Annotated in this window: 20 protein-coding genes; 11 read left to right on the top strand and 9 right to left on the bottom strand. The window is 61.4% G+C overall.

Annotated features, from left to right (window positions below; translation table 11 throughout):
* The first annotated feature begins 32 nt into the window (after positions 1 to 32).
* The 4 genes from AC07UR_RS07620 (at position 33) to AC07UR_RS07635 (ending at position 4572) form a co-directional block, all read left to right on the top strand.
* Positions 33 to 809 carry an SDR family oxidoreductase gene (locus AC07UR_RS07620; RefSeq protein WP_173421758.1) on the top strand — a complete coding sequence of 259 codons (777 nt, stop codon included), beginning with the start codon at positions 33 to 35 and terminating at the stop codon, positions 807 to 809.
* 300 nt (positions 810 to 1109) lie between these two features.
* Entirely contained in the window at positions 1110 to 2825 is a 1716-nt protein-coding gene (locus AC07UR_RS07625; RefSeq protein ID WP_209789517.1) for an IlvD/Edd family dehydratase, read from the top strand.
* A 12-nt stretch (positions 2826 to 2837) separates the two neighbouring features.
* The gene (locus AC07UR_RS07630) at positions 2838 to 3746 is read left to right on the top strand and encodes a dihydrodipicolinate synthase family protein (protein ID WP_209789518.1); all 909 of its coding nucleotides are present in this window, start codon (positions 2838 to 2840) and stop codon (positions 3744 to 3746) included.
* A 115-nt stretch (positions 3747 to 3861) separates the two neighbouring features.
* Entirely contained in the window at positions 3862 to 4572 is a 711-nt protein-coding gene (locus AC07UR_RS07635; protein ID WP_173421761.1) for a FadR/GntR family transcriptional regulator, read from the top strand.
* Between the two features lie 19 nt (positions 4573 to 4591).
* Here AC07UR_RS07635 and AC07UR_RS07640 read toward each other — a convergent pair whose 3' ends face one another.
* Positions 4592 to 5092, bottom strand: coding sequence for a hypothetical protein (locus AC07UR_RS07640; protein ID WP_173421762.1), 501 nt, complete (start codon positions 5090 to 5092; stop codon positions 4592 to 4594).
* Positions 5093 to 5577: 485 nt separating this feature from the next.
* On the opposite strand from AC07UR_RS07640, the gene AC07UR_RS07645 reads away from it, so the two are divergent.
* Together AC07UR_RS07645 and AC07UR_RS07650 are read left to right on the top strand one after the other, a co-directional pair.
* Positions 5578 to 6480, top strand: a complete 903-nt coding sequence (locus AC07UR_RS07645) for a hypothetical protein (RefSeq protein ID WP_209789519.1) — start codon at positions 5578 to 5580, stop codon at positions 6478 to 6480.
* Between the two features lie 201 nt (positions 6481 to 6681).
* A complete protein-coding gene (locus AC07UR_RS07650) occupies positions 6682 to 7086 on the top strand; it encodes a hypothetical protein (RefSeq protein ID WP_209789520.1) in 405 nt (134 codons plus the stop codon).
* A 108-nt stretch (positions 7087 to 7194) separates the two neighbouring features.
* Here AC07UR_RS07650 and AC07UR_RS07655 read toward each other — a convergent pair whose 3' ends face one another.
* From AC07UR_RS07655 to AC07UR_RS07675, 5 genes are all read right to left on the bottom strand, one after another.
* Positions 7195 to 7467: a curli assembly protein CsgF gene (locus tag AC07UR_RS07655; protein ID WP_115422482.1), complete on the bottom strand. Its 273-nt coding sequence runs from the start codon at positions 7465 to 7467 to the stop codon at positions 7195 to 7197.
* Between the two features lie 31 nt (positions 7468 to 7498).
* Positions 7499 to 8107: a hypothetical protein gene (locus AC07UR_RS07660; protein ID WP_147294607.1), complete on the bottom strand. Its 609-nt coding sequence runs from the start codon at positions 8105 to 8107 to the stop codon at positions 7499 to 7501.
* A 31-nt stretch (positions 8108 to 8138) separates the two neighbouring features.
* Positions 8139 to 8480 (bottom strand): curli-like amyloid fiber formation chaperone CsgH, encoded by a 342-nt coding sequence (csgH, locus tag AC07UR_RS07665; RefSeq protein WP_147294608.1) that lies wholly within the window; start codon positions 8478 to 8480, stop codon positions 8139 to 8141.
* Between the two features lie 148 nt (positions 8481 to 8628).
* Positions 8629 to 12159, bottom strand: a complete 3531-nt coding sequence (locus AC07UR_RS07670; protein WP_209789521.1) for a beta strand repeat-containing protein — start codon at positions 12157 to 12159, stop codon at positions 8629 to 8631.
* 297 nt (positions 12160 to 12456) lie between these two features.
* Positions 12457 to 13233 (bottom strand): CsgG/HfaB family protein, encoded by a 777-nt coding sequence (locus AC07UR_RS07675; RefSeq protein ID WP_234941686.1) that lies wholly within the window; start codon positions 13231 to 13233, stop codon positions 12457 to 12459.
* A 934-nt stretch (positions 13234 to 14167) separates the two neighbouring features.
* Between AC07UR_RS07675 and AC07UR_RS07680 the strand changes: the two genes are divergently transcribed.
* Positions 14168 to 14896, top strand: coding sequence for an invasion associated locus B family protein (locus AC07UR_RS07680; RefSeq protein ID WP_209789523.1), 729 nt, complete (start codon positions 14168 to 14170; stop codon positions 14894 to 14896).
* Between the two features lie 75 nt (positions 14897 to 14971).
* Here the strand turns inward: AC07UR_RS07680 and AC07UR_RS07685 are convergent, their stop codons facing one another.
* The 3 genes from AC07UR_RS07685 to AC07UR_RS07695 form a co-directional block, all read right to left on the bottom strand.
* A complete protein-coding gene (locus tag AC07UR_RS07685) occupies positions 14972 to 15892 on the bottom strand; it encodes a response regulator (RefSeq protein ID WP_209789524.1) in 921 nt (306 codons plus the stop codon).
* Positions 15885 to 19271 carry a hybrid sensor histidine kinase/response regulator gene (locus AC07UR_RS07690; RefSeq protein ID WP_209789525.1) on the bottom strand — a complete coding sequence of 1129 codons (3387 nt, stop codon included), beginning with the start codon at positions 19269 to 19271 and terminating at the stop codon, positions 15885 to 15887. The genes AC07UR_RS07685 and AC07UR_RS07690 overlap by 8 nt, the downstream gene beginning before the upstream one ends.
* A gap of 113 nt (positions 19272 to 19384) precedes the next feature.
* Entirely contained in the window at positions 19385 to 19816 is a 432-nt protein-coding gene (locus AC07UR_RS07695) for an OsmC family protein (RefSeq protein WP_209789526.1), read from the bottom strand.
* A 279-nt stretch (positions 19817 to 20095) separates the two neighbouring features.
* Between AC07UR_RS07695 and urtA the strand changes: the two genes are divergently transcribed.
* From urtA to urtD, 4 genes are all read left to right on the top strand, one after another.
* A complete protein-coding gene (gene urtA / locus AC07UR_RS07700) occupies positions 20096 to 21388 on the top strand; it encodes an urea ABC transporter substrate-binding protein (RefSeq protein WP_173421771.1) in 1293 nt (430 codons plus the stop codon).
* A gap of 174 nt (positions 21389 to 21562) precedes the next feature.
* A complete protein-coding gene (gene urtB, locus AC07UR_RS07705) occupies positions 21563 to 23179 on the top strand; it encodes an urea ABC transporter permease subunit UrtB (RefSeq protein ID WP_209789737.1) in 1617 nt (538 codons plus the stop codon).
* Complete coding sequence (urtC, locus tag AC07UR_RS07710; RefSeq protein ID WP_209789527.1) at positions 23176 to 24339, top strand: urea ABC transporter permease subunit UrtC; 1164 nt, start codon at positions 23176 to 23178, stop codon at positions 24337 to 24339. Before urtB ends, urtC begins: the two co-directional genes overlap by 4 nt.
* A gap of 5 nt (positions 24340 to 24344) precedes the next feature.
* The gene (urtD, locus tag AC07UR_RS07715) at positions 24345 to 25109 is read left to right on the top strand and encodes an urea ABC transporter ATP-binding protein UrtD (protein WP_209789528.1); all 765 of its coding nucleotides are present in this window, start codon (positions 24345 to 24347) and stop codon (positions 25107 to 25109) included.
* Positions 25110 to 25112: the final 3 nt, after the last annotated feature.

Below are 25112 nucleotides of genomic sequence, written 5' to 3' on the forward strand. Positions count from 1 at the left end.
GCGCCGACTGATCGGATAGAGAGGGAACAGGCATGAGCAAGCGGCTTGCTGGCAAGCGCATCGTCATCACCGGGGCAGCGCAGGGCATTGGCCTCGCCATGGCGGAGGAATTTCTGAAGGAAGGCGCCAGCCTCTTTCTGATCGATCGCGATGGACCGCTGCTCGACCAGGAGACAGCAAGGCTCAAGGCGGCTGGCGGCACGGTCGCCTCGACGACATCAGACATTACCGACGCCGACGGGATTGCCGAAGCCATCGGTCAGGCCGAAAACACGATCGGGCGCCCGAATGCGCTCGTCAACAATGCCGGCATCAACGTCTTTTCTGAACCACTGGCGTTGAGTGACGCCGACTGGCAGCGCTGCTTCGACGTCAATCTCAAGGGGGCGTGGAACTGCAGCCGGGCCGTGCTGCCGGGCATGATCGAGGATGGCGGCGGCGTCATCCTCAATATCGCGTCCACCCATGCCTTCACCATTATCCCGCACACTTTCCCTTATCCGGTGGCGAAACATGCGCTTCTCGGCATGACCAAGTCGCTCGGCATCGAATACGCTTCAAAGGGGATCCGGGTGAACGCCCTTGCGCCGGGGTACGTGCTGACGCAGAAGGCTGTCGAATACTGGAACAGCTTCCCGGACCCGGTCGCTGCCGAGGCCGAGACGATGAAACTGCATCCGAGCGGCCGCATCGCCACGGCTGACGAGATCGCCCGCGCCGCACTGTTCCTGGTGTCGGACGAATGCACCTTCATCAACGCCACCTGCCTGACCGTCGACGGCGGCTTGAGCGTCCTGCACCATCCCTGAGCCAGACCGGCAGGTCTGGTCTGAATTGCATTCGCCAATCACTGCGCTGCGCGGTGGTTGGCGTTCCTCGCCGGCCGCCGTTTGATGCCGGGCCGGCAGCGCCCTGCGCGCTTACCGCGGCTCTCACCTCCTCATCCTGCCTAACCTTCAACTTCTCGATCGCTGCTCCCGCTTTTCGAACAGGCGAGCAAGCCGGCTTGTTGTGCGGTTTGACGCTTGACCGCGAATAACTCCGATTATATGAGAAATAAAAAGCGCGACACGCCACTCGGAGGGCGGGCGCACGGCGGGGGAGTGGACATGTCGAGAAAACTGAGATCGCAGCATTGGTTCGGAGGGCTAGACAAGGATGGTTTCATTCATCGCAGCTGGATGAAGAACAACGGCCTGCCGGATGACGCCTTCGATGGACGCCCGGTCATCGGCATCTGCAACACGTTCTCCGAACTCACACCTTGCAACGCCCACTTTCGCGGCCTGGTCGAACACATCAAGGCGGGCGTGCTGGAGGCGGGTGGCCTGCCGCTGGAATTTCCGGTGTTTTCCTGCGGCGAGTCCAATCTGCGTCCGACCGCCATGCTCTTTCGCAACCTCGCCTCCATGGATGTGGAAGAGGCGATCCGCGGCAACCCGATCGACGGCGTCGTGCTGATGGCCGGCTGCGACAAGACCACGCCGTCGCTCGTCATGGGGGCCGCCTCTTGCGATCTGCCGGCAATCGTCGTTTCCGGCGGGCCGATGCTGAACGGCCGACTGAAGGGCAGGACCATCGGCTCGGGTACGGATGTCTGGAAGTTTTCCGAGGATGTGCGGGCCGGCGTCATGACGCCGGCCGAATTCATGGCGGCGGAAAGCGCAATGTCGCGCTCACCAGGTCATTGCATGACCATGGGCACCGCCTCGACCATGGCGTCGATGGCCGAAGCCTTGGGGCTGGCTCTACCCGGCAACGCGGCCTATCCCGCGGTCGACGCTCATCGCGCGCGCCTGGCGCGGCTCTCCGGTCGGCGGATCGTCGCGATGGTTGCCGAGGACCTGCGCCCGTCGCATATCCTGACGCGGGAAGCCTTTGCCAATGCCATCCGCGTCAACGGTGCCATCGGCGGTTCCACCAACGCTGTCGTGCATCTTCTGGCGATCGCCGGACGCGTGGGGACGGAACTGACGCTCGAGGATTGGGACAGGTTCGGCCGGGACATCCCGACGATCCTCAATCTCATGCCTTCGGGCACATTCCTGATGGAGGACTTCTGTTATGCCGGCGGCCTTCCCGCCGTCATGAAGGAAATCGCCGACCTGCTCGATCTCGACAACCCGACGGTGACGGGCAAGAGCGTCGGGGAAAACATCGCGGATGCGGAAAACTACAATCCCGATGTCATCCTGCCGCGCGCCGTTGCGTTGACGCAGCAGGGCGGTATCGCCGTCCTGAAGGGTAATCTCGCGCCCCAGGGGGCGATCCTGAAGCCCTCGGCGGCAACGCCGGGCCTGATGCAGCATCGCGGCCCCGCGGTCGTCTTCGAAACGATCGACCACTACAAGCAACGCATCGACGATCCCGACCTCGATATCGACGAGACCTCGATCATGGTTCTGAAGAACTGCGGTCCCAAGGGCTATCCAGGCATGGCCGAGGTTGGCAACATGGCGCTGCCGCAAAAGCTCCTGAAGCAGGGCGTGCGCGACATGGTGCGCATTTCCGACGCCCGCATGTCCGGCACTGCCTTTGGCACCGTCGTGCTGCATGTCGCGCCGGAGGCGGCCGTTGGTGGTGCCTTGGCGTTGGTCAGGGACGGCGACTGGATCGAACTCGACGTCGCCGGGCGCCGGCTGCACCTCGATGTCGACGAGGCGGAGCTTGCTCGCCGCCGGCAGCTGTGGACGCCGCCTGAGGTCGCCATGCCGGGCGGTTACCAGGGCCTTTATGTCGAACGGGTGATGCAGGCCGATCGCGGCGCTGATCTCGATTTCCTCGTCGGTTGTCGCGGGCACGCCGTGCCGCGCGAAAGCCACTGAGGAGGAGCGGCGATGTCCCGGTTCGACCCCGCTGACCTGCACGGCATCCACGCCATCCTCTACGCGCTGTTTGACGGCGACGAAAAGCTCGATCGCGGAGCCATGCGGCGCCAGACTGAGGTCTGTCTTGATGCCGGCGTGCATGGCATGGCGGCCCTCGGCCTTGCAACCGAAGCCTCGAAATTGAGCGAGGCCGAACGCATGGCGGTGATGGAATGGCTGGTTGAAGACACGGCCGGCAAAGTGCCGGTGGCGCTCACCATCTTCGGTCCTTCGGTCGAGGAGCAGGTCCGTCAGGCGCGCCATGCCGTTGGCGCTGGCGCCGACTGGCTGATCCTGCAGCCGCCGATCGTCGGCCAGTTCTCCGCCCAGGAGTATATCCGCTTCTTCGGCCGTGTCGCCGATGCGATCGACGTACCTGTCGCGATCCAGAATGCGCCGGCCTTCATGGGGAGGGGACTGACCGCAACCGATATTGCAGAGTTGGTCCGCCAGCATCCGAACATTACGCTGATCAAGGGCGAGGGACCGGTGGTCGATATCGCCGCGCTGATCGAGGTTACCGAGGGAAGACTGCCGGTTTTCAACGGCCGGGCCGGTCTCGAACTCATCGACAACCTGCGGGCCGGATGCCGCGGCTTCATTCTTGCGCCCGACTGCATCGACCATGCCGTCAGGGCTTACGAGTTCTATCGCGACGGCTGGGACGAGGAGGCGGACGCGGCCTATCGCGACATGCTGCCGGCCGTGGTGTTCACCATGCAGGGGATCGAGAACCTGATGTGCTACGGCAAACGTCTCTTTGGTGAACGCGCCGGCCTGCCCGTGTTCGACCGTGCGCCGGCGCTGCGGCCGACGGCGACCGGCCTGGCGATGGTTGAGCGTTTTGCCGAAGAGCTTGGCCGGCTCGGCGAGGAATAGGCGTTATCGCCATGCCAGGGGCCGACCGCCCGTTGTTGGGGCGTGGCGACGGCTATGGTAGCAAGGGGTCGAATCGCGCCAAAGTGCGCGCCGGGATTTCGGAAACGGACGGCTGATGACGACATTTACGATCGGAGACCGGGGCTTGCCCGCACAGATCGCGGCGGAAATCGGCCGGCGGATTGCGCTCGGCGAACTCAAGCCCGGCGAGATCCTGCCCAAGGAGTCCGAGATGCTGGGCAATCTGCGCGTCAGCCGGACGACCTTGCGCGAGGCGCTGAAGATCCTGTCGACCAAGGGCTTCATCGAGGCCAAGCCGCGCCTGGGCACCCGTGTCCGCGCGCCGGAGCATTGGAACACGCTCGATCCGGTGGTGCTCTCCTGGCACGAGGGCGCGGATGACCAGCAGCAACTCGCCGAGGAACTGTTCGAGATCCGCCTGGCGATAGAGCCGATGGCAGCGGGGCTTGCCGCTCGCCGTGGGTCGGCGGATGAGCTTGAGCGCATCCGCGCGGCCTATGCCCGCATGACGGAAGACCACGCGACGGTTTCTGCCGCGATTGAAGCTGACATCGATTTCCACCTGGAAATCATCCAGGCGGCGCACAATCGCTTTCTTCTGCCCGTCTCAGCGGTCATTCGCACGGCGCTGACAATCAGTATTCCCCGCACGCTCAGGACGTTTGGTGGATTGCAGCACTCCCTCAAGATGCACGAGGCGATCGTCGAAGCGATTGAAGCGCGCAATGCGGCAACGGCAGAAACGGCGGCGGAAACACTGTTGAACGCCACCTACCAGCGCAATTTCCTATCCGCACAGCCGTAACCAGGACCCAGTCACGGCATCATTTTCGGTGCAGGTTGATCTCGCTGGTGACGACCCTGTCACCGGATTCCGGGTCGACATCAACAGTCGTCAGCCGCATGCCGTTGGCGCCAACTTTCTGTAGCGTCAGATCGGCGCTGCGGTCGCCGTTGACTTCCTTTGCCCAGCGAATGGTGAGGTTGATGGCATCACCGCGACGGCTGCCGCTCAGGCCCGCGCGTCCGCCACGCGGGCCGAGATACGACCCGCTGTATTTCGTGCCGCTGAATTTCAGTTGGGCATCGATCGATTTTGAGATCAGGATCAACCCGCGGCAGACGCCCTCCATCGACAGCGCCAAGCCCTGCGATTGAGAATCGAAGTTGCAGGAAACGTTGATGGGCGACATATGCGTGCGGATTCTGACTGTCCCGGCGCCCGTCCAGCTGCCCTGCAGCGACTTCAGGAACGCACCTTCGTCCGCCTGGGCGGCGCCGGCAAGCGATGTTGTCATGGCGGCAAACACGAGCCAACGCAGCATAACGCAATCCTCCGTTCAGAGGCTCGGCATGGTACACCAGCCAAGGCCCAGATCACCAGCCGCAACGCGCAACCGCGGCGGATGTTCCGCGCGGTCATGTACTGACGCTTCCAGCGGAGCGTATTGCCTCTAGCCATACGGCCGGACGGTTCGGCTTAGCCGTCTATGCGCATGACGGCATTCAGGCGTCCATGAGCAACGGTGTGTCGCCATTAACCTCATCTGGCGAAAGCCTCGCCAAGGCGGTGGATGTATGCGCTAAAAGTTGGTAAAGAAACTGTTACTATCATAGTATATGTATTCAACATGAACGTCACTTCGACTTAATTATTGTCATGCATACGTCTTTGGATCGATATTGTGTTTATCGCACCGATTTTTTTGCTCATATCACGCTCGTCTATACAGCGGTACACCGGCCGACGGCCCATCGTGAAGGCTACGAACGAGCTCGGTGATCCGGCTGCCTCGTGGGGTGGGAGGTCGTGAACGTTCATCCTTCGCATCACGGTGCTTTCGAACACCCTCTTGCTCCCTGGATTGACGCGATCCTCGAGCGAGAGCAGTTTGCCGAAGCCTTGCGCGATGTGGCGCTGCGGCTTGTCGCGATGCACGACATCGCGCCCAGGATCGTGCGCTACACCGCCAATCTGCAGAAGTGGCTTCTCACCCAGGCAATCCTGACTTTGCACTTCGAGCGCAAGACGGACCCCACCCGCTCGGGCCTGACAGCGGCAAAGCTCTTGGATTTTTTCGTCGCCAACAATGTGGCAAGCCGAAATACGGCCGTGGCTCATCTGGCCGAAATGCGAAGCTACAGGCTGTTGCTTGATGCCGAATGGGCGGGCGACAAGCGTCTGCGGCCGCTGATCGTGTCGGAAACGGCCGAGGACCTTATCCGTCAGTGGTTCGACGGGCACCTCAGATCGCTCGACAGGTTGGACAAGGGGAGGCGCTGCGATCTTTCCATTGCCAAGCCATCCCTGATGCATTTCGCACATCCAAGGGCGACGCGGCGCCTGTTCGGCGAGCCAGGCTGGTGTTCACCGCCAGAAAGCGTTGCCACATTCGTCTGGACGGAGTCCGGCAGCAACATTCTCCATGATCTGATTGCGCGCCTGCCCAAGGGGGAGCTTGCTGAGGGGCAAATAACGATCGGCCCCTTGCGGATCAGCGAGATCACCAACCGCTACATCATTTCGAAAAGTCACGCCCAACGGGTGTTTGCGCGTGCGCGCGACCTGGGCATCGTCGGTTGGCAAAGGCCGGGCAACCGCGGCGATCTATGGGTGTCCTCAGCGCTTGTGCATGACTATCGACGATGGCAGGCGGTCAAGTTTGCCGCTCTCGAAGAGGCATTCGATTGGGCTGTTGCCCGAACGGCATAGCAGGCCGCAGCCGTTCACCATGCGGCATTCGCAAACAGGCCGTTTGTGTGCTGCCGTTGCCGGCCTCCAAGGTTGCTTTTGCGTTAACGTCGAGCGCCGCTTTTTAGCGTTCAAATTGGTGGAAATTTTTCCAAGTATCTATGGCTATTGCTTAATTCGGCGTCGCTACAACTTGTCTCATCAAGAACGGGGAGACAAGAAATGAACAACGCTAAAGTAATTTCCGCAGTATTGCTTGCATCGCTTCTTTCGGCTCCGGTCGCCATGGCCGGCACCGAATTCGTTTCGCCGGCCTTCGTGCAGCAGGCCACCGGCGGCGCCGGCTTTTCGGCGCTCGATACGGCCGCCATCATGAAGCCGGTCATGGACCTGATTGTCGCAACGCCAACCGACGACACGTCGTCGCTCGCGGGCAACCTGTCCTTCGTCTACCAGAGCGGTGACTTCAACACCGCCTCGATCCAGCAGAGCGGCGTACGCAACGTCGGTTTGATCCAGCAGGCCGGCTACATGAACTCGGCCTCGATCAGCCAGACCGGCGTCGGCCACCAGGCCTTCATCTCGCAGCAGGGCCGCAACAACGTTGCGATCATCAGCCAGCGCTAAGAACAATAACAGACACGACGGCGCGCCCGGGGACAGGCGCGCCGTCTATCTACATTCGGGAGAGCCTGCGGTCGCGGGCTCTTTTTCGTTTTCTGCTGGCGCCGGGGTTTACTGCCCGTCATCCACCTCTGGCAGCGGCACCGGGTTGGGATTGGGCTGCGGAACGCCACCGAAATCGGGGAAGTCGATCGTGAATCCTGGGCCACTGTCGCTTGCACCTTCGCCCTGGGCGCTTGCCTGCGAAAGCAGCCAGTTGCCGTTTAGCGGATCGCCGCCGAGCGAGGGATTGATCGGGCGATAGACAAGCTCGGACGCAAAGCCCGTTCCGCCTGCCGCGATGGTTACCGTTGCCGCGAGAAGTGCGGTTTGAAGCAACTTCATTGGTATTCTCCTTCTTGAGTATCGGGGGCGGTCAACGTTTCGGTAGAACGTACATCCGGCCCGGGACCACGACAACGGTCTTGTTTTCCAGTCCGCGCAGGCCGGTCGGCATCATGTACCGTCCGCTCTGTGCCGTCTGGATCGCCAGCACCGTCGAATTCTTGGAATCACGCACATCCAGCACACCGGCGAGGCTGTTGCCGTCCTGGATATAGGCGATCTGGTTATTCTCGCCGGAGACGCCGACGAGCTGGAAATTGTTGTCGCCGCGGCTTGCCTGCACCACCGAGTTGTTGGTGCCACCCTGGACGAGAAGCAGGGCCGAGCTGTTACCCTCGATCGCCTGGACGGCGCGGTTGTTGGTGCCCGCCTGCTGGATAAGCGCCAGGCTTCCCGTTCCTTCGATGCCGGCATTGGCATTGTTGCTCTGGCCAAGCTGGATGATCGATGTCGTCGAGCCGCTTTCACCGCCGAGGAATGGCTGGATCGGCGCCATTAGTGCGTTCACCTCGGCCGGGTTGGTGCTGTAATCCCTGACGAGCAGGTCTTCGGCAGCAGCCGTGCTGGCAGCCGCTACGAGGCCTGCGGCCATGATTGCGTTGCGAAGAACTTTGCCGAATGGGTGTGTTGAGCGTTTCATCTGTCTTCTACCCGTTTTTCTGTTTCTTCGGTCAGATGCGTGTCGTCGGTTGCGAGAGCTCGATCGTCTGGTCGAGATCGCAGAGTGTCTTGCCGGCGTCGTCCGTAACCACAAGCGTAATGCGGACCCGGCCGGGGCGGTTGATCACGACCTGCGTGTCGCCAAGAGAGCCCGCGGAAAAGCGGTTCCTCTGGCTGGTCGTGCTGCCTCCCCCCTGGGAATGTGTGGCGATGCTAAAGGCGAAATTGCCGTTGAGGTCGGTTGCACCTTCGATGAAGGGTCTGAGCGTCGCCATCTCCTGTCCATCGATCCGCACGCCGCATGCCGTAATGCGCGGGTCGCTGGGATTGCCGAGGATGGTCTGGCCGTTCATCGAAGTGGCACTCGCTGGAAAACCGAAAGTGATTGTGACTGTAAAAACCTGGAGAAGCCGAACTGCCTGCAAAAGCCGCATGACCTGATCCTCCTTGAAGGGGTGGGGCGCTCGAAAGCGCCCCACCATGTCGATCAACCTCTGTCGATCAATTCTGGCTGACGAAGGCGACGTTTGCGCGGCCGGCCTGGATGACCACCGAGTTCTGGCCGCTGTTGCCCTGGTTGACGATCGCATAGTTACGATCGGCGTCGCTCGAGCCGCTGCCGTACTGCAGCACCACCGAGTTGGAGGCGGAGCCCGTCTGGCTGATCCAGGCGTTGGAGTAGGCGCCGGCCTGGACGACGGCCGACGAATGACCGCCAGCGCCCGTCTGGTCGACGAGGGCGAGCGAGTTGTTCGACGACTGGACGATCAGCGAGGTGTTGCCCACCGTGTTCGACTGGTTCGTGCCGGCGACGTTCTTCTTGCCGTTCTGGATCGTCAGAGCGGCGTTGCCGAGGCTTGCGATCTGCGTGGTGGTTGCCACGTTGTCCTGACCGGCCTGGATGATGCCGGCTGCGGACAAGATGGCGCCGTTCTGCAGGTTGCTTGCGCTGTTGCCGTTGCCGGACTGAACGATGGCGGCCGCGGCCCCGAGGGTTGCGGTCTGGATGTTGGCAGCACCGTTGCCGTCACCGATCTGAACCGTGGCGGCAAGCGAGCCGGCTGCAACGGTCTGGAAGTTGAAGGCCTCGTTGTCGTCGCCGACCTGGACGATGCCGGCAGCCGAAGCGACCGTCGGGACATTCACTTCACCGAGCGGGTTGGTGACATCCTTATCCAAGGTGAGGCCCTGCGAAGCCTGAGACCAACGGAAGGGGTCGTCAAAAACTGTAACTCCCCGGCGTACGACCTTTATCCCGGTGCCGCCGTTAAGCTTTGGGGCATACAGCGTGCCGGTCTGTTGGACATGAATGACTGCCGGGGCGATCAACTGACCGATCTGTGAGTTGGCCGCAACGTTCCCGTCGCCGAACTGGGCGATGACCGCAACGGAATCTTCGGCAGGCGCAGACCCGACACCAGATGCGGTGCCCGGTGCGACTATCAAACCCGCCAGGAGCGGAGACGTCTTTTCATCGTGCGTCCAATACTTGGGCATACCTTCGCTGACAGAAAGGTTGTAACCGGGAACGACATAGCTAACCGTCTGCGTCACGCCCTGCGTGTTGTAGGCGGTGTTGTCGGAGCCGACCTGCAGGATGCCGGCGACGACATTGCTGCTGTCGGCCTGCTGCAGGTTGCCGGCGGTGTTGCCCCAGCCGAACTGGCCGATCAGGGCTGACGCGCCGACGACGTCGTTCTGGACGTTGGCAGCCTCGTTGTTGCCGCCAGCGCCCTGGATGATGAAGGCGTTCGACAGCGAGGACGCCGTCTGGCTGTTGACCGCCTCGTTGAAGCGACCGCTCTGGATGATCGTCGCATCGACGCCGGTGCTGGAGAGCTGCAGGTTGGCGGCGGTGTTGTCACGGCCGTCCTGCAGGATGGCGGCGCTGCTGCCGGTTACGCCGGACTGCAGGTTGGCTGCCTCGTTGCGGTTGCCCGACTGGATGATCGAGGCGTCGACACCGGTGCTGGTGAGCTGGACGTTGGCTGCCACGTTGCGGTTGCCGTCCTGGATGATGCCGGCGGTGCCGCCGATTACGCCAGACTGGCCATTGCTCGCTTCGTTGCGGTCGCCGTTCTGCACGGTAAACGCATCAACATTGCTGCTGTCGGCCTGGATCGTGCCGGCAACGTTACGATCACCCTTCTGCAGGATGACGGTGGCCATGTTGGTGCCGTCGGTCTGCAGGTTGCTAGCCTCGTTTTGCTTGCCGTCCTGGACGATCAGGGCGTCGGAGTCGATGAGGTTCGCCTGCACGTTGCCAGCAGTGTTGCGGCTACCGAGCTGCAGGATCGAGGCGTTGGTCGGATCAACGTTGGTCTGAAGGTTTGTCGCCTCGTTGTTCGAGCCGCCCTGAACGATGTTGGCGGTTGCTTCTGAGCCGCCGTCTTGAACGTTGGCGCCGCTGTTGCCGCTGCCGACCTGCAGGATGTTGGCAGTGTTCTCTACGCCGCCACCGACCTGCGCGTTGCTCGCACCGTTGCCGGTGCCAAACTGCGCGATGTTGGCATCATTGTCGCTACCCGTATCCTGGAAATTCGTGCCAGTGTTACCCGAACCGAACTGGCCGATATTGGCGCTGTTGCGGGTAAACTGTTCGCTGCCGACAGCGTCATTCTGGGAGTTGGCCGCGATGTTGTCGTCGCCAAACTGCAGGATCGTCGCGTCGTTGCCATCGGTCAGATTTCCGCCGCGGTTGCGGGCGTTGACCGCCAGGTTGTCGTCGCCGAACTGCCCGATGGCCGAGTTGTGGTTCGTGCCGCCTTCAGACAGGTTGTAAGCGTCGTTGCGCTTGCCGCCCTGCAGGATGGTTGCCGTCGAATTGCGGCCATCGTTCTGGGTGTTGACAGCAAGATTGTCGTTGCCGACCTGGCCGATCGACGCCTTGTTGTCGTTGTTGTAGCCGTTGTTGTGGTAGTCGCCGATCTGGCTGTTGAGCGCGGTGTTGCGATTACCGTCCTGCACGGTCTGCGCCGTGTTGTTCTTGCCGCCGCCGGCACCGCCGGCCTGGAGGTTCACGGCGTTGTTCTTGTTGCCGCTCTGGGCGATCGAGGCGTTCAGCTTGTCAGCCGGGCCCGTCTGGCTGCCCGGCGACTGCAGGTTGGAGGCCGTGTTGTTGTTGCCGTCCTGCAGGATAAAGGCGTCGGAATTGTTCACCGATGTCTGGACGTTGGCAGCGGCGTTGCTGTTTCCGTCCTGGATCACCGCTGCGGAGGTCGGATCGACATTCGTCTGCGTGTTGACGGCGCTGTTGTCCTTGCCGTTCTGGGCAATGACGGCTGTTGCGTCGACCGAGCCACCCTGCTGGGTGTTGATCGCGCCGTTGCCCTTGCCGATCTGCAGGATGCCGGCATTGCCGTCTTCGCTGCCGGTCTGGTTGTTGATGCCGGCATTGCCGGTGCCGCTTTGGGCAGTAACGGCGTTGGACGACGTTTCGTTCGTCTGGTTGTTGATGGCAGCGTTGCCGGACCCGCTCTGCAGGATGCCGGAGAAATTGCCGCCGCCGTTCGCGCCAAGCTGGTTGCTCTCGGCATAGTTGCCGGGCTTGGCCGCGTTATCGTTCAGCTGGATGATGCCGGCGTCGTTGCTGCTGTCACCCTCTTCCTGGGTGTTGCGGGCAATGTTGGCATTGCCGCCCTGGAAGATCGTGCCGCGGTTATTTCCGGTCTGGCGGAAGGTGTCGACCAGGTTGTTGGTGCCGAACTGGGCAATGCCGCCGACGTTCTCGCCCTTTTGCAGGAAGTTGCCGCCGACGACGTTCTTGCTACCGAGCTGCATGACGCCGAGGTCGTTCGTGCCCTGCTGGGCGTCACCGGCAGCACCGCCTGCTGTCAGCGGCAGAAAGACGTTCTGCTGGCCGTGCTGGTAGATGAAACCGCGGTTGGCACCTTCCTGGGACAGGTAGGCGAAGTTGCTGTCGTCGCGCTGGCCGATGTAGCCGGTGTTGGCTTCCTGCGCGGAAGCGGCTGCGGACATTGCCAGGATGGCAACGCCGGTCAGCAGCAAAGTTTTTCTTGCTGAGAATTTCATGGACTTCTCCCTTTTGTTCGGCGCCGGCGTCTTGGTCGCCCCGAAGCGCCGCACTCAATTAGAGCGTTAACAATTCGTTTAATATCATTGCGTCCTGTGTCTGAACAAGGCGCTCCTACAGAGTAATTAAGTAGTAGTTAATCACAAAAATAGAAACACCCAAAATTGGGCTAATCATTTCGCCAATTATGAAAACAAAAAAACGCGCAGCGCCGAATCATTATAGACTCAGTGCAGCGCGTTATTAAGAAGAATCAATTTTAATCTTGTTTGTACTAAAGCATCATCGCTAGATTGTTATGAGGAGGGAAGCGAGATGTTCCCGTATTTCTCTTCATACGACCGGATGAACTCCGCTTCGCGTGTGCGGTCCTTCAGGTGCCAGAGGCCCTGGCGCACACCATCGACGGCGAGTGAATAGACGCCGAGTTCAATGCCTTCCCGGACGGCCAGCGAGCCCGGGTCGTTGCGCGATTGACCGAGTTCGATCTCAAGCAGTTCGCCGGCGGTCGCAAACTTGTAGGCGCCGCCACGAACCTGCACCGAGTAGATTTGCTTGGTCGTGGTGGTCGAGGCGAGGACTTCGCCGGTTTGCACGCTGACGGCGCGCAGATTGACGGTGACGATGTCGGAGCGATACTGCACGTCGCCACCGATGCCGAGATAACGTGCGCCGGCGCCGCCGGTCAGTTCGTTGGAATCGTATCCGACGATGCCGCCCTCGAGCAGCAGTCCGGCGAACCGCACGGGCGGCAGGCCACTCTGACGGCCATAGGCGCGTTGCGTGTTCTCGATCAGTGTTCGTTCCTGGACGAGATTCTTGAGGCCCGAGCGTTCGACGACCCGGAACCACTGGCCGTTACCGGTCTTCTTGAGCACGTCGACCAGGATCGCAGCACCGCCCTGTGTGACAGCGCGGCTGTATTCCGCAAAAGCCTCGTTGGGCTTTGCCTGGCCGGTGAGGTCAGGGAAATCATAAACCGCGATATCGACCGGGATCTCGGGCAATGGCATCGACTTGACCTTCGGTGTCGTCTTCGTCGGTGCGGTCAGCGTCGCCGCCGGCGTATCCAATTGTTGACCGCTTTGACATCCCGCAAGGAGCCCACCAAAGACACAAAGAGCTGCCAGTTTGAACTTCATAATTCCCCCGTCAGGTTGCTGCCGCAAGTTGCAGCAAGCCATACGTCATCGCTTCTCGAGCCGGATCCGGCCGAAACTATAGGCGTGCAAATATACTTTTCCGGAAACTATAGTTTTCGGAACGAAAGCATTTCGAGACTGATTGACTACCCTCAGTGATCCACCCGACCGAACTAGCCCAGCCCTGGTCTGGCGAACTTATTGCACCGCTTCCCTACCACTGAAGTTTTATGGGTTCGCAGTCCCATTTTTGGGTGAATCCGCGATTTTGGCCGAAAATGAGGCAGGAATGCACAATCTGGTTAACGCGATGGTAACCATGACCGTTCCGGCATTAGGACCTAACGGCTGACCGTCCCACGCCCGACTGTGGGCCATTCCGTGTCGGACGAAATCAACCGGACGATTGCCGACGAGCCGGCACCGACGGTGGGCACGACATCGCTTGCTGCACGCTGGACGGTGCTGGAGCTGGCGGAAGAGGCAGCTTGCCCGCCGGCCTTTCCCGGTCGAGCAGATGAGGCTGAAGTATTTCTTTTTGCTTGTGAATTTGTCGTCGCAACATTCGGTTTTGCGCCGGATGGCATCTGGTCGACATACGCTTTGTTGCCGCCATTTCGGTTGACCTGGTCGACATAGGCCTGTGCCCAGACCGTGCCGCTCGTCAACAGCGACAGGCAGAGGAAGGCGGAAATTCGCATGGGCGACAGCAGGTTCGAAGTCATATTCCTCACCAAATCTAAAAACCCTGATTAGACATGATCCTTATGCATTTCTTCATAAAACCACAATCGGCAACGCCTGTTTGACTCAGGTAATGTTCCGTGGAAGACAAAATGCACGAAGATATATTGGAGGACTCCCCATGACGTGCAGGAACGCGATGCGTCTTGTGTTCGGCTTTTCGACGGCCTTGGTGCTCGCTTCGCCGTTGCCGCTGGCGGCGCAGGACTCGCCGGGGCCGATGTTCTCTACCCCCGCATCCCGCTCGACAACAGGTGCACCGATCCTGATCGACCCAAACGCAGACGGAAACGGCCAGATCATCGACTCCGTCGGCGGCAAGACGCAGACGCGGTCTGCCGGGACCTCTGACAAGGCGCAGAAGCCTGCGCAAGCGCAGCCATCAAAGGCCGGGGCTGCCGCCGAGCAGTTCAAGCAATGGGCGCTGCAATGCGTCGAACTGGGTAAGGAGCCTGCCCGCTGCCAGATCTCCGGCAGCACACTGTCCGGCGACGGCAAGCAGGTGATCCTGGTGATGAGCCTTGCGTTTCGCCCGGACGGAAAGACGGTTGCGATGCAGATGGCGGTGCCGCTCGGCGTCGCGTTGAAGGACGGGGTCAAGATCAATGTGGCTGGCGGTTACGGAGCGGCAATGGCGCTCAGCCGTTGCACGCCGCAGGGTTGCCTTGTCGAAGGTGCCGTCGAGCCGTCGCTGGTCGAAGCGATGAAGGCGAAGGCGGCAGCAACCGTCACGGTGGCAACGCCGGAAGGCAAGGCGATCCCGATCACGCTATCGCTTTCCGGCTTTTCCGACGCCTACACCGCCCTTCTCGGGCGCCACGCGGACGCAAAGAAGGCGAGCAGCAACTGAGTGGGGATCGCTCGGGCGACAACCGGCTTTGTCGCCCGCCGGCTCCCTTCGAAGGATATGCCGGGCTACCGCGGGCTATATCCCGTGCAGCACCTGTGTCGCCTTGACTGCGGCCGAGGCGCGGTTTTCGACGCCGAGCTTCACATAGATCTGCTCAAGGTGCTTGGTCACCGTGCGTGAGCTCAAGCCGAGGATCTCGCCGATGTCGCGGTTGGATTTCCCCTTGGCAATCCAGAGCAGCACCTCGGACTCGCGTTGGGTCAGGGCGAAATGCTGGCGCAGCATCTCGTCGTCGCTGCGTCGGCTTTCGGCCGTCAGCCTGAACAGGTACTCGTTGGCGCCGATCGCACCGAGAAACGAGATCTGCAGTCCGGATTGCCCGGGATCGTCGAGCGTAAAACTGTTCTCCCGCTTGCCGCCGGCCTCTGTGTTTTCCATCCAAGCGGCGATCCGGCGGGCGACCGTCGTGAGACCCTCGTCGCTGCCGGTTGCGGCATTGACGAGGCGCGCTGCCTGCGGCGTCGACCAGCGGACACCGCCGTCCGCTCGAACGGCAAGCAGATGGCGTCCTGCGGCATCGAGCGCGACGCGGGCGCTTTGCGCTGACCGGGCATTGGAGAGGTGAACGCGGATTCGCGCCCTCAGTTCATCGATGTTGATCGGTTTCGTCAGATAGTCGACGCCACCGGCTTCGAGCGCATGGACGACATGCTCGGTCTCCGTGAGCCCCGTCATGAACAAGACCGGCGTCTGGCCAACGGAGGTGTTGGCTTTCAGTCGCAGGCAGGTTTCGAACCCGTCCATGCCGGGCATGACCGCATCCAGGAGAATGACATCGGGGGTGATCCGGTCGGCGATCGACAAGGCGGCATTGCCGGAGGTGGCGATCAGCACGGAAAAACCAGACTGTTCCAATGCCTCGGTCAGAAAGCCGAGCGCTTCGGGAGAATCATCCACCAGCAGGACGATGTCGCGACGATCATAAGTCTCAACCACGGGTGCTGGCTCCAATCGTCGCTTTTTCCTTCAGGAAGGTATCATAACCGGAGAGGTCGAAGGCCTGGACATAGGCGCGGGCAGTCTTGACGAAGAGCTGATGTTCCGGTTCGACGCCGATCTCGGCAAGCTTGGCCTCGATACCTCTGACATAGCCGATCTCGCCGAGCCGGATCAGTTCCTCCACATGGTGCAGACCAGGCAGTGCCATCGCATCCGCGCATGCGGCAACGGGTTCTTCGGGTGCTTCGCCCTCATGGATCCAGGTGAGGCCGAGTTGCACGGCGAGTTTGTCTGCGAGTTGTCCGACGCCAAAGGGTTTGGCGAGTGTATCAATGTGGCCGACAAAGGCGCCGGTGGTCGACCCGTCGCCGATGTTGGCGGACAGCATGATGATCGGCGCCACCTGGCCGTCGCGCCGCAATCTGTCAACGAGGTCCCAGCCGCTCATTTCGGGCATGGAGATATCGACGAGGAAGATATCCGGGGTGAGGGCTTCAAGCATGGCGAGGCATTGCTTGCCGCTGTCGGCCGTCAGCACGGTGAAGTCCATCGGTGTGAGAATTTCGCGCATCAGGTCGCGGTGGTCGGCGTTATCGTCGATCACCATGATCGTGCGCCGCGCGCCGAGATAGGATGTGATCCGGCGCACCGCGACAAGCGGGGCCGGCCGGTCGACGGCGGAAAGCATCAGCCGGACCTTGAAAGTCGTGCCCTTGGTCGGTTCGCTGGCGACCGATATTTCGCCGCCGAGCGTCTGTGTCAGCAGTCTTGTGATGGTCAGCCCCAGGCCGAGACCTGGCATGCTGCCGAGATGCTCCGCCTCGCCGCGCTGGAAGGGGTCGAAGATGCGTGGCAGATCCCTCTCGGTTATGCCCCGGCCGCTGTCGCTGATGGTAAATGTCGCAACTTGGCTGCGATAGTCGATATCGAACCGGATCTCGCCCCGTTCGGTAAACTTCAAGGCGTTCGAAAGCAGGTTGACGAGGATCTGCCGCACCCGCTTTTCGTCTGTCTTCACGTAGCGTGGTAGGCTGGAGGCGCGCCGATGTTCGAAGGCGATCCCTTTCGCCTGCGCCTGCGGCCGGAACATCTCGACGACCTGGTCGAGGAAGTCGTGAACATTGATCTCGTTGGAATAGACCTGCAGCTTGCCAGCCTCGATCTTGGAGATGTCGAGAAGCCCGTCGATGAGGCCGGAGAGATGGTCGGCGCTGCGCTTGATCACCTTGATGGCGCCCTGCCGCGCCGGCGGGATCGTTGCGTCGCGCTCAAGCACCTGCGCGTAGCCGAGCACCGCGTTGAGTGGTGTGCGCAGTTCATGGCTGAGGCCGACGACATAGCGGCTCTTGGCGCGATTGGCTGCTTCGGCGGTCTCCTTTGCCCGCTGCAGGGCGGCGTCGGTCTTCTTGTGTGCGGCGATTTCTTTCAGGAGCAGCGTGTTCTGTCGCGATGATTCTTCCTCGGCGACGACACGGCTGTCATGGGCGAGCACATAGAACCAGCAGACAATGCCGGCAAGCACGGCAAAGACGAAGAAGACGACGGCAATGGTTCGTTCGACGACGACAGCCGTCTCCGGCGAGGCGTTGCCGGTCTGATGCGCGATCATTGCCAGGATCAGGCCGATGCCGGCGATCGAGAGCACGGCCGAAATGGCGTAGCGGCCGAGGCGGGTCGTCAGCTTCGCCGTTATGGCTTCGGGCAGAAGGGCGTGCGCGACCGTGGCCACCTGTGCGTTGAAGCGGGCCTTCGGCTTGCACATGTCATGGCAGCGGCTGTCGAGTGAACAGCAGAGCGAACAGATGGGGGCGGCATAGGCCGGACACCAGGCCATGTCCTCCGGCTCGAAGGGGTGTTCGCAGATCGAGCAGGTGATCTCACTTTTGCTCGCCCAGCTCTTTCTTGGCTTGCGGGCGAGGTAGTATTTGCCGCCCGTTCCCCAAGCAATCAACGGTGAGGCGATGAAGGCGACGATGAGAGCAATGTAGGGCGCAAGCGATGCGGCGATGGCACCGAAGGCGCCGAAATGGGCGGTGAGCGCAATTGTTGCCGAAAGCGCCATGGCGCCGAGGCCGACCGGGTTGATGTCGTACAGATGCGCGCGCTTGAATTCGATGCCAGGCGGAGAAAGACCGAGCGGCTTGTTGACGAAGAGATCGGCGGAGATGGTGCAGAGCCATGCCATGGCCACGATCGAGAAGACGCCGAGCGTCTCTTCGAGCAGCCGATAGATGCCGAGTTCCATCAGCAGCAGGGCGATCGCGACATTGAATACCAGCCAGACCACGCGGCCGGGATGACTGTGGGTGAGGCGCGAGAAGAAATTGGACCAGGCAAGCGACCCCGCATAGGCGTTCATCACGTTGATCTTCAGCTGGGAGACGACGACGAAGGCAACCATCAGGAGCAGGGCGGCCGTCTCCGACGGGATCATGTAGCCGAAGGCGGTGTAGTACATCTGCGCAGGGTCCGCGGCCCGCGTCGATGGGACACCGGAGGAAAGCGCCAGCACGACGAGAAAAGAGCCGGCCAGCAGTTTCGGCGCGCCAACCAGTACCCAGCCGGAGCCGGCCAGGAAGATGGCAACGCGGTGATGCAGCTTGCGCTGCCCGTCCGGTGGCAGAAAGCGCAGAAAGTCGACTTGCTCGCCGATCTGCGCCATCAGCGCGAAGATCACCGCGGAGGCGGCGCCAAATTCGATCAGGTCGAAGGGGGCGAGCGTGCCCGGGGGGCCGGATGCATGATGGATGCCGGCATAGGCGAGCCAGATGCCGACCTTCTCCCAATCGGCAAAAGCGATGAAGACGAAGGGCAGGATGTTGAGCACGATCCAGAAAGGTTGCGTGATCAGCTGGAACTTGCTGATGAGGCGCACGCCATGGGTGACGAGTGGAATGACGACGACGGCGCTGACGATATAGCCGACCCAAAGCGGGATGCCGAGCGCCAGCTCGAGCGCTCCCGACATGATCGAGGCTTCGATGGCAAACAGGATGAAGGTGAAGCTGGCATAGATCAGCGAGGTCAGCGTCGAGCCGATATAGCCGAAGCTGGCGCCCCGGGTCAGAAGGTCGATATCGACGCCGTGGCGGATGGCGTAGCGGCTGATCGGCAGGCCGACCGTCAGGATCATCAGACTGGCGATCAGGATGGCGACGATGGCGTTGGTCGTGCCGTAGGACATGGTGATCGCGCCGCCGATGGCTTCGAGCGCCAGAAACGAGATCGCGCCGATCGCCGTCTGAGAAATGCGCTCGGAGGAGAAGCGCCGCGCACTCTTGGCGGTGAAGCGCAGCGCATAGTCTTCCAGCGTCTGGTCGGCGACCCAGCGATTGTATTCACGTCGAACGGGAATGATGCGCTGGCGTGCCGCCATGTTGCCTCGTCATCTCTCGCATTGCTGGCAGGTTAATGCCTATTTTCACGGCACAAAAAGTCTATGCGTGAAATTTATGCAATGCGGAGAGGACGAAAGCAAGCGTGAAAGGCTCAGGCGGTCACAGCTGATGTGTCGACGACGACAAAATCATGTGTGATCGTCGCGGACTTGGCGAGCATGGCCGATGCCGAGCAGTATTTTTCCAGCGAGAGGGCAACGGCACGCTCGACCTTCTTTTCCGAAAGGCCGCGGCCTTTCACCACGAAATGCATATGGATGCGGGTAAAGACTTTCGGGTCCTCTTCGGCGCGGTCGGCGTCGAGTTCCACGGAGCAATCCTCGACCGGCTCGCGACCCTTTTCAAGGATATGAACCACGTCGTAGGCCGAGCAGCCGCCGGCGCCGATCAGCATCAGTTCCATCGGGCTTGGGCCAGGCGTGCGCCCCTCCGGACCGGATGCCGTTCCCAGCACGATCTTGTGACCGCTGCCCGATTCGCCGATGAATGTCCGTTCTTCAACCCATTTGATGCGTGCTTTCATGGTCTTTCACCTGTGTTGTGATGCTCGTCGCGGCCGTGTGACCGTCGAACGCTTTTAATAGCCGTAAACATCATGTTGCGGCCAGACCGGTGTGCGGATTTCAGCGCCAACGCAGCGCCGCCAGCTGCGCGTGGCTGGTCCGCTGCTTCCGCTTTGCCCCCTCGACCTACGTAGAATGACGTATGTGCAGTGCAGCAGGACTGGCGGATGATCCCTCAAGCAACGGTCAAAAGGAACGAAGCCTCGTTGCGGCGATCAGAACGAGAGGGGTTCAATCAGATGAATATCAAGGCACGCGTCACCGGCGCATTCCTGGCAACGATCCTGTCGACGACGGCATTCAACGGCGCCTTTGCCGCCGACGACACGATCAAGGTCGGCATTCTGCATTCGCTGTCGGGCACCATGGCGATCTCCGAGACGACGCTCAAGGACGCCATGCTCATGCTCATCGACGAGCAGAACAAGAAAGGCGGCCTGCTCGGCAAGAAGCTTGAAGCTGTTGTCGTCGATCCGGCTTCGGACTGGCCGCTCTTTGCCGAAAAGGCACGTGAACTCGTTTCCGTTGACAAGGTTTCGGCTGTCTTCGGCTGCTGGACGTCGGTGTCGCGCAAATCCGTCCTGCCTGTTTTCGAGGAGCTGAATTCGATCCTCTTCTACCCCGTGCAGTACGAGGGTGAGGAAAGCCAGCGCAACGTCTTCTACACGGGTGCCGCACCGAACCAGCAGGCTGTCCCGGCCGTCGATTACCTGATGGAAAACGAAAGCGTCGAACGCTGGGTTCTGGCTGGCACCGACTACGTCTATCCGCGCACGACCAACAAGATCCTCGAAGCCTATCTGATTTCCAAGGGCGTGAAGCCCGAAGACATCATGATCAACTACACGCCGTTCGGTCATTCCGACTGGCAGACGATCGTTTCAGACATCAAGAAGTTCGGGTCCGCCGGCAAAAAGACGGCCGTCGTCTCGACCATCAACGGCGACGCCAACGTGCCGTTCTACAAGGAACTGGCAAACCAGGGTGTGAAGGCCGAGGACATCCCGGTTGTCGCCTTCTCCGTCGGCGAAGAGGAACTTGCCGGCCTCGATACGAAACCGCTCGTCGGTCATCTCGCCGCCTGGAACTACTTCCAGTCGGTCGACACCCCTGCCAATGCCGAGTTCATCAAGACCTGGAAGGCCTACACAAAGAACGACAAGCGCGTCACCAACGACCCGATGGAAGCTCATTACATCGGCTTCAACATGTGGCTGAAGGCGGTCGAAAAGGCCGGAACGACCGACACCGACGCGGTGCTTGATGCGATGATCGGCGTTTCCGTGCCCAATCTCTCAGGCGGCTACTCGACGATGATGCCGAACCATCACATCACCAAGCCGGTGCTGATCGGTGAAATCCAGAGCGACGGCCAGTTCGAGACGGTCTGGGAAACGCCCGGCCTCGTGGTCGGCGACGAATGGTCGGATTATCTGCCCGATTCCAAGGACCTGATCGCCGATTGGCGCGCGCCGATGTCGTGCGGCAACTTCAACGTCGCCACCGGTAAGTGCGGCGGAAAGGGCTCCTGATTTCATCACCTAGCGATATTGCCGGGTGGCGCTGCTGCCCGGACAACCTTTGCATGACCAATCCATAGGCGGGCAGCCCTTCGCCCGACGCTCCCGTCGGGCGAAGGGACCTTGAAATCCCACGCCGCCATTGCGGCGCTTGCCGCGGGCAAGCGAGACCCAAGCGAGAGGGCGATGTATCGCATTCTGCAAACCCTGTTGATCACCCTTTGTCTGCTGGTTTCAGCCCACGTGACCGGGTTGCGCGCGGCGGACGATCTCTCAGCCTTGGTCAACGCGCTCGGGACAGCAAAGCTCTCCGAGCTCGACGATCGCATTGAAGCGCTTGCCAAGAGCGGCGATCCGCGGGTCATCCCGGTTCTCGAGGCGCTCGGCGAGGGCAATCTCTACGCACGAAAAACCGATGGCAGCGTGTACCTCGCTACGGAGAAGGGCGGCAGTTTTGTTCTCGTCGATCCAGTCGATGGCGCGCAAGCCGGTGAAGTGCCGAAAGGCGAGTTGCAGAAGATCAAGGTCAACAATTCAGTCCGCCGCGCTGTTCGAAGCGCGCTCGGCGGTCTGACGCTTTTCAGCACGGATGCGGGCGCAAGGTTGAAGGCGGCGCAGTCCATGCGTCAGACGCCAAATGTCGACGCGCTCGAGGCGATCGACAAGGCGCTTGCCACTGAGAAGGACGGGGCGGTGCGCAAGACCCTCGATGAGGCGCGGGCCGTGACGCTGCTTATCTCCGACCGCCCCGACGACGACAAGCGCGCGGCGATCAAGACGCTGGCCGAAAGCGGCGGTCGCGAGGCATTGGGCGTGCTGACCTCGGCACTTTCATCGGCGGATGCCAGCCTGAAGCCGGATATCGAAGCAACCTTGCAGCGCATCGAACAGGCGCAGGTCTTCTGGAACGCGGGCCAGAACGTCTGGTACGGCCTGTCGCTCGGCTCCGTGCTGCTCTTGGCGGCGATCGGCCTTGCCATCACCTTCGGCGTGATGGGCATCATCAACATGGCGCATGGCGAGATGGTGATGCTCGGCGCCTATACGACGTTCCTGGTCCAGGACGTCATCCGCACGTCCTATCCTGAACTCTTCGACTGGTCGCTCACGATTGCCTTGCCGCTCGCCTTTCTCGTCACCGGGATTATCGGCCTTGCCATCGAGCGCAGTGTCATCCGCTTTCTCTATGGGCGGCCGCTCGAAACGCTGCTGGCCACCTGGGGGATCTCGCTGATCCTGCAGCAGGCGGTCCGGTCAATCTTCGGGCCGACCAACCGCGAGGTCGGCAACCCATCCTGGATGGCCGGTGCCTTCGAACTCGGCGGTCTGACAATCACCTGGAACCGGCTCTGGATCATCGTCTTCGCGCTGGCTGTCTTTGCCGCATTGCTGTTCCTCCTGAAAAGAACGTCGATGGGCCTCAGGATGCGGGCCGTCACCCAAAACCGCCGCATGGCATCATCCATGGGTATTCGCACCCCCCTGGTCGATGCCCTGACCTTTGCGCTCGGCTCCGGCATCGCCGGAATGGCCGGTGTGGCCTTGTCGCAGATCGACAATGTCTCGCCCAATCTCGGCCAGGGTTATATCATCGACAGCTTCATGGTCGTGGTCTTCGGCGGCGTCGGCAATCTCTGGGGTACGCTGGTCGGCGCCTTTTCGCTCGGCATCCTCAACAAGTTCCTCGAGCCCTATGCCGGTGCCGTCCTCGGCAAGATCCTCGTGCTCGTGCTCATCATCCTCTTCATCCAGAAGAAGCCGCGCGGCCTCTTCGCACTCAAGGGAAGGGCGGTGGAAGTATGATCACGTCGTTTCTGCTCAGGTCGCTCGACCGCAGCATCGTCACCGTCGTGGCGATCCTGCTTGGTCTTGCCGTCGCCATTCCGGCGCTCAACCTTTTGACGGCGCCGGATCATCCGCTGCACGTGCCGACATATCTGGTGTCGCTGTTCGGCAAGTACCTGACCTATGCGCTTCTGGCGCTGGCGCTCGATCTCGTTTGGGGCTTCTGCGGCATCCTCTCGCTCGGACACGCGGCCTTCTTCGCACTCGGCGGCTACGCCATGGGCATGTATCTGATGCGCCAGATCGGCGCGCGCGGCTCCTATGGCAATCCCTTGCTGCCGGATTTCATGGTGTTCCTCAACTGGAAGGAATTGCCCTGGTTCTGGCAGGGCTTCGACATGTTCTGGTTTGCAGCACTGATGGTGGTGCTCGTGCCCGGGCTGCTCGCTTTCGTTTTCGGCTGGTTTGCCTTCCGCTCGCGGGTCAACGGCGTCTATCTTTCGATCATTACCCAGGCGATGACCTATGCGCTGCTGCTTGCCTTCTTTCGCAACGACATGGGTTTTGGCGGCAACAACGGCCTGACCGACTTCAAGGATATTCTTGGCTTCAACATCCAGGCCCAAGGCACGCGGGCAGCCCTTTTTGCCGCATCTGCCGTGACACTCGCCCTGTGTCTGGTGCTGACGACGGCGATCGTTCGCTCGAAATACGGCAAGGTGCTGGTCGCCGTCCGCGATGCCGAAAGCCGCACGCGGTTCCTCGGCTACCGCGTCGAGCATATCAAGCTCTTCGCCTTCACCGTCTCGGCGATGATGGCGGGCATTGCCGGCGCGCTCTACGTGCCGCAGGTCGGCATCATCAATCCCGGCGAATTCGAGCCCGGCAACTCCATCGAGGTGGTCATCTGGACGGCGGTCGGCGGGCGCGGCACGCTGATCGGCCCGATCGTCGGCGCGATCCTCGTCAATGGCGGCAAGAGCATCTTCACCGCCGCCTTTCCGGAGTTCTGGCTGTTTGCGCTCGGCGGGCTCTTTGTCTTCGTCACGCTCTTCCTGCCGAAGGGCGTGGTCGGCACGGTGAGCGCCTATCTCGCCCGTCGCAAGGCGCACCGCCGGGCGGCGGATGCAGAGAATGCGCGCGACAACCTCGTCGCAGAACCGATGGCAGCGGAGTGATCGCGATGATCCAGACGATCAATCAGACAAAGCCGAAAAGCCTCCTCTATCTCGACGGCGTCTCCGTCTCCTTCGACGGCTTCAAGGCGCTGAATTCGCTCTCCTTCGTGATCGAGCCGGGCGAACTGCGTGCCATCATCGGCCCGAACGGTGCCGGCAAGACGACGATGATGGACATCATTACCGGCAAGACGCGCCCGGATGAGGGGCAAGTCTTCTTCAAGGGCGACATCGATCTCACCCAACGGGACGAAGCCGAGATTGCCAATCTCGGCATCGGCCGCAAGTTCCAGAAGCCGACGGTGTTTGAGAGCCACACCATCTGGGACAATCTGGAACTGGCGCTCAATCGCCGTCGCGGCGTCTTTCCGACGCTTTTCTATCGCCTCGCGGCGGACGACAAGGCGAGGATCGAGGAGATCCTGTCGACCGTTCGGCTCACTGCGCGCCGCGACGATCTTGCCTCCAACCTGTCACATGGACAGAAGCAATGGCTGGAGATCGGCATGCTCCTGGCGCAGGAGCCGGAACTGCTTTTGGTCGATGAGCCCGTGGCCGGAATGACCGATGCCGAGACAGCCGAAACGGCGATCCTGCTGAAGGAAATCGCCAGGACCCGCTCGGTCGTCGTCGTCGAGCACGACATGGGCTTCATCCGCGAGCTTGGCGTCAAGGTCACATGCCTCGCCGAAGGCTCGGTGCTCGCAGAAGGTTCGATCGATTTCGTCAGCAGCGATCCGAAGGTAATCGAAAACTATCTCGGCCGCTGACCG

This window comes from Ensifer sp. GW821-FHT05G01, from assembly GCF_059419585.1.

What these genes read in the sequence shown, in the direction of transcription:
- AC07UR_RS07625 (WP_209789517.1), top strand. Translation starts at nt 1,110, where the DNA reads ATGTCGAGAAAACTGAGATCGCAGCATTGGTTCGGAGGGCTAGACAAG.
- urtD (WP_209789528.1), top strand. Translation starts at nt 24,345, where the DNA reads ATGATCCAGACGATCAATCAGACAAAGCCGAAAAGCCTCCTCTATCTC.
- AC07UR_RS07630 (WP_209789518.1), top strand. Translation starts at nt 2,838, where the DNA reads ATGTCCCGGTTCGACCCCGCTGACCTGCACGGCATCCACGCCATCCTC.
- AC07UR_RS07680 (WP_209789523.1), top strand. Translation starts at nt 14,168, where the DNA reads ATGACGTGCAGGAACGCGATGCGTCTTGTGTTCGGCTTTTCGACGGCC.
- urtB (WP_209789737.1), top strand. Translation starts at nt 21,563, where the DNA reads ATGTATCGCATTCTGCAAACCCTGTTGATCACCCTTTGTCTGCTGGTT.
- urtC (WP_209789527.1), top strand. Translation starts at nt 23,176, where the DNA reads ATGATCACGTCGTTTCTGCTCAGGTCGCTCGACCGCAGCATCGTCACC.
- AC07UR_RS07670 (WP_209789521.1), bottom strand. Translation starts at nt 12,159, where the DNA reads ATGAAATTCTCAGCAAGAAAAACTTTGCTGCTGACCGGCGTTGCCATC.
- AC07UR_RS07695 (WP_209789526.1), bottom strand. Translation starts at nt 19,816, where the DNA reads ATGAAAGCACGCATCAAATGGGTTGAAGAACGGACATTCATCGGCGAA.
- AC07UR_RS07655 (WP_115422482.1), bottom strand. Translation starts at nt 7,467, where the DNA reads ATGAAGTTGCTTCAAACCGCACTTCTCGCGGCAACGGTAACCATCGCG.
- AC07UR_RS07640 (WP_173421762.1), bottom strand. Translation starts at nt 5,092, where the DNA reads ATGCTGCGTTGGCTCGTGTTTGCCGCCATGACAACATCGCTTGCCGGC.
- csgH (WP_147294608.1), bottom strand. Translation starts at nt 8,480, where the DNA reads ATGAACGGCCAGACCATCCTCGGCAATCCCAGCGACCCGCGCATTACG.
- AC07UR_RS07650 (WP_209789520.1), top strand. Translation starts at nt 6,682, where the DNA reads ATGAACAACGCTAAAGTAATTTCCGCAGTATTGCTTGCATCGCTTCTT.
- AC07UR_RS07690 (WP_209789525.1), bottom strand. Translation starts at nt 19,271, where the DNA reads ATGGCGGCACGCCAGCGCATCATTCCCGTTCGACGTGAATACAATCGC.
- urtA (WP_173421771.1), top strand. Translation starts at nt 20,096, where the DNA reads ATGAATATCAAGGCACGCGTCACCGGCGCATTCCTGGCAACGATCCTG.
- AC07UR_RS07620 (WP_173421758.1), top strand. Translation starts at nt 33, where the DNA reads ATGAGCAAGCGGCTTGCTGGCAAGCGCATCGTCATCACCGGGGCAGCG.
- AC07UR_RS07635 (WP_173421761.1), top strand. Translation starts at nt 3,862, where the DNA reads ATGACGACATTTACGATCGGAGACCGGGGCTTGCCCGCACAGATCGCG.
- AC07UR_RS07660 (WP_147294607.1), bottom strand. Translation starts at nt 8,107, where the DNA reads ATGAAACGCTCAACACACCCATTCGGCAAAGTTCTTCGCAACGCAATC.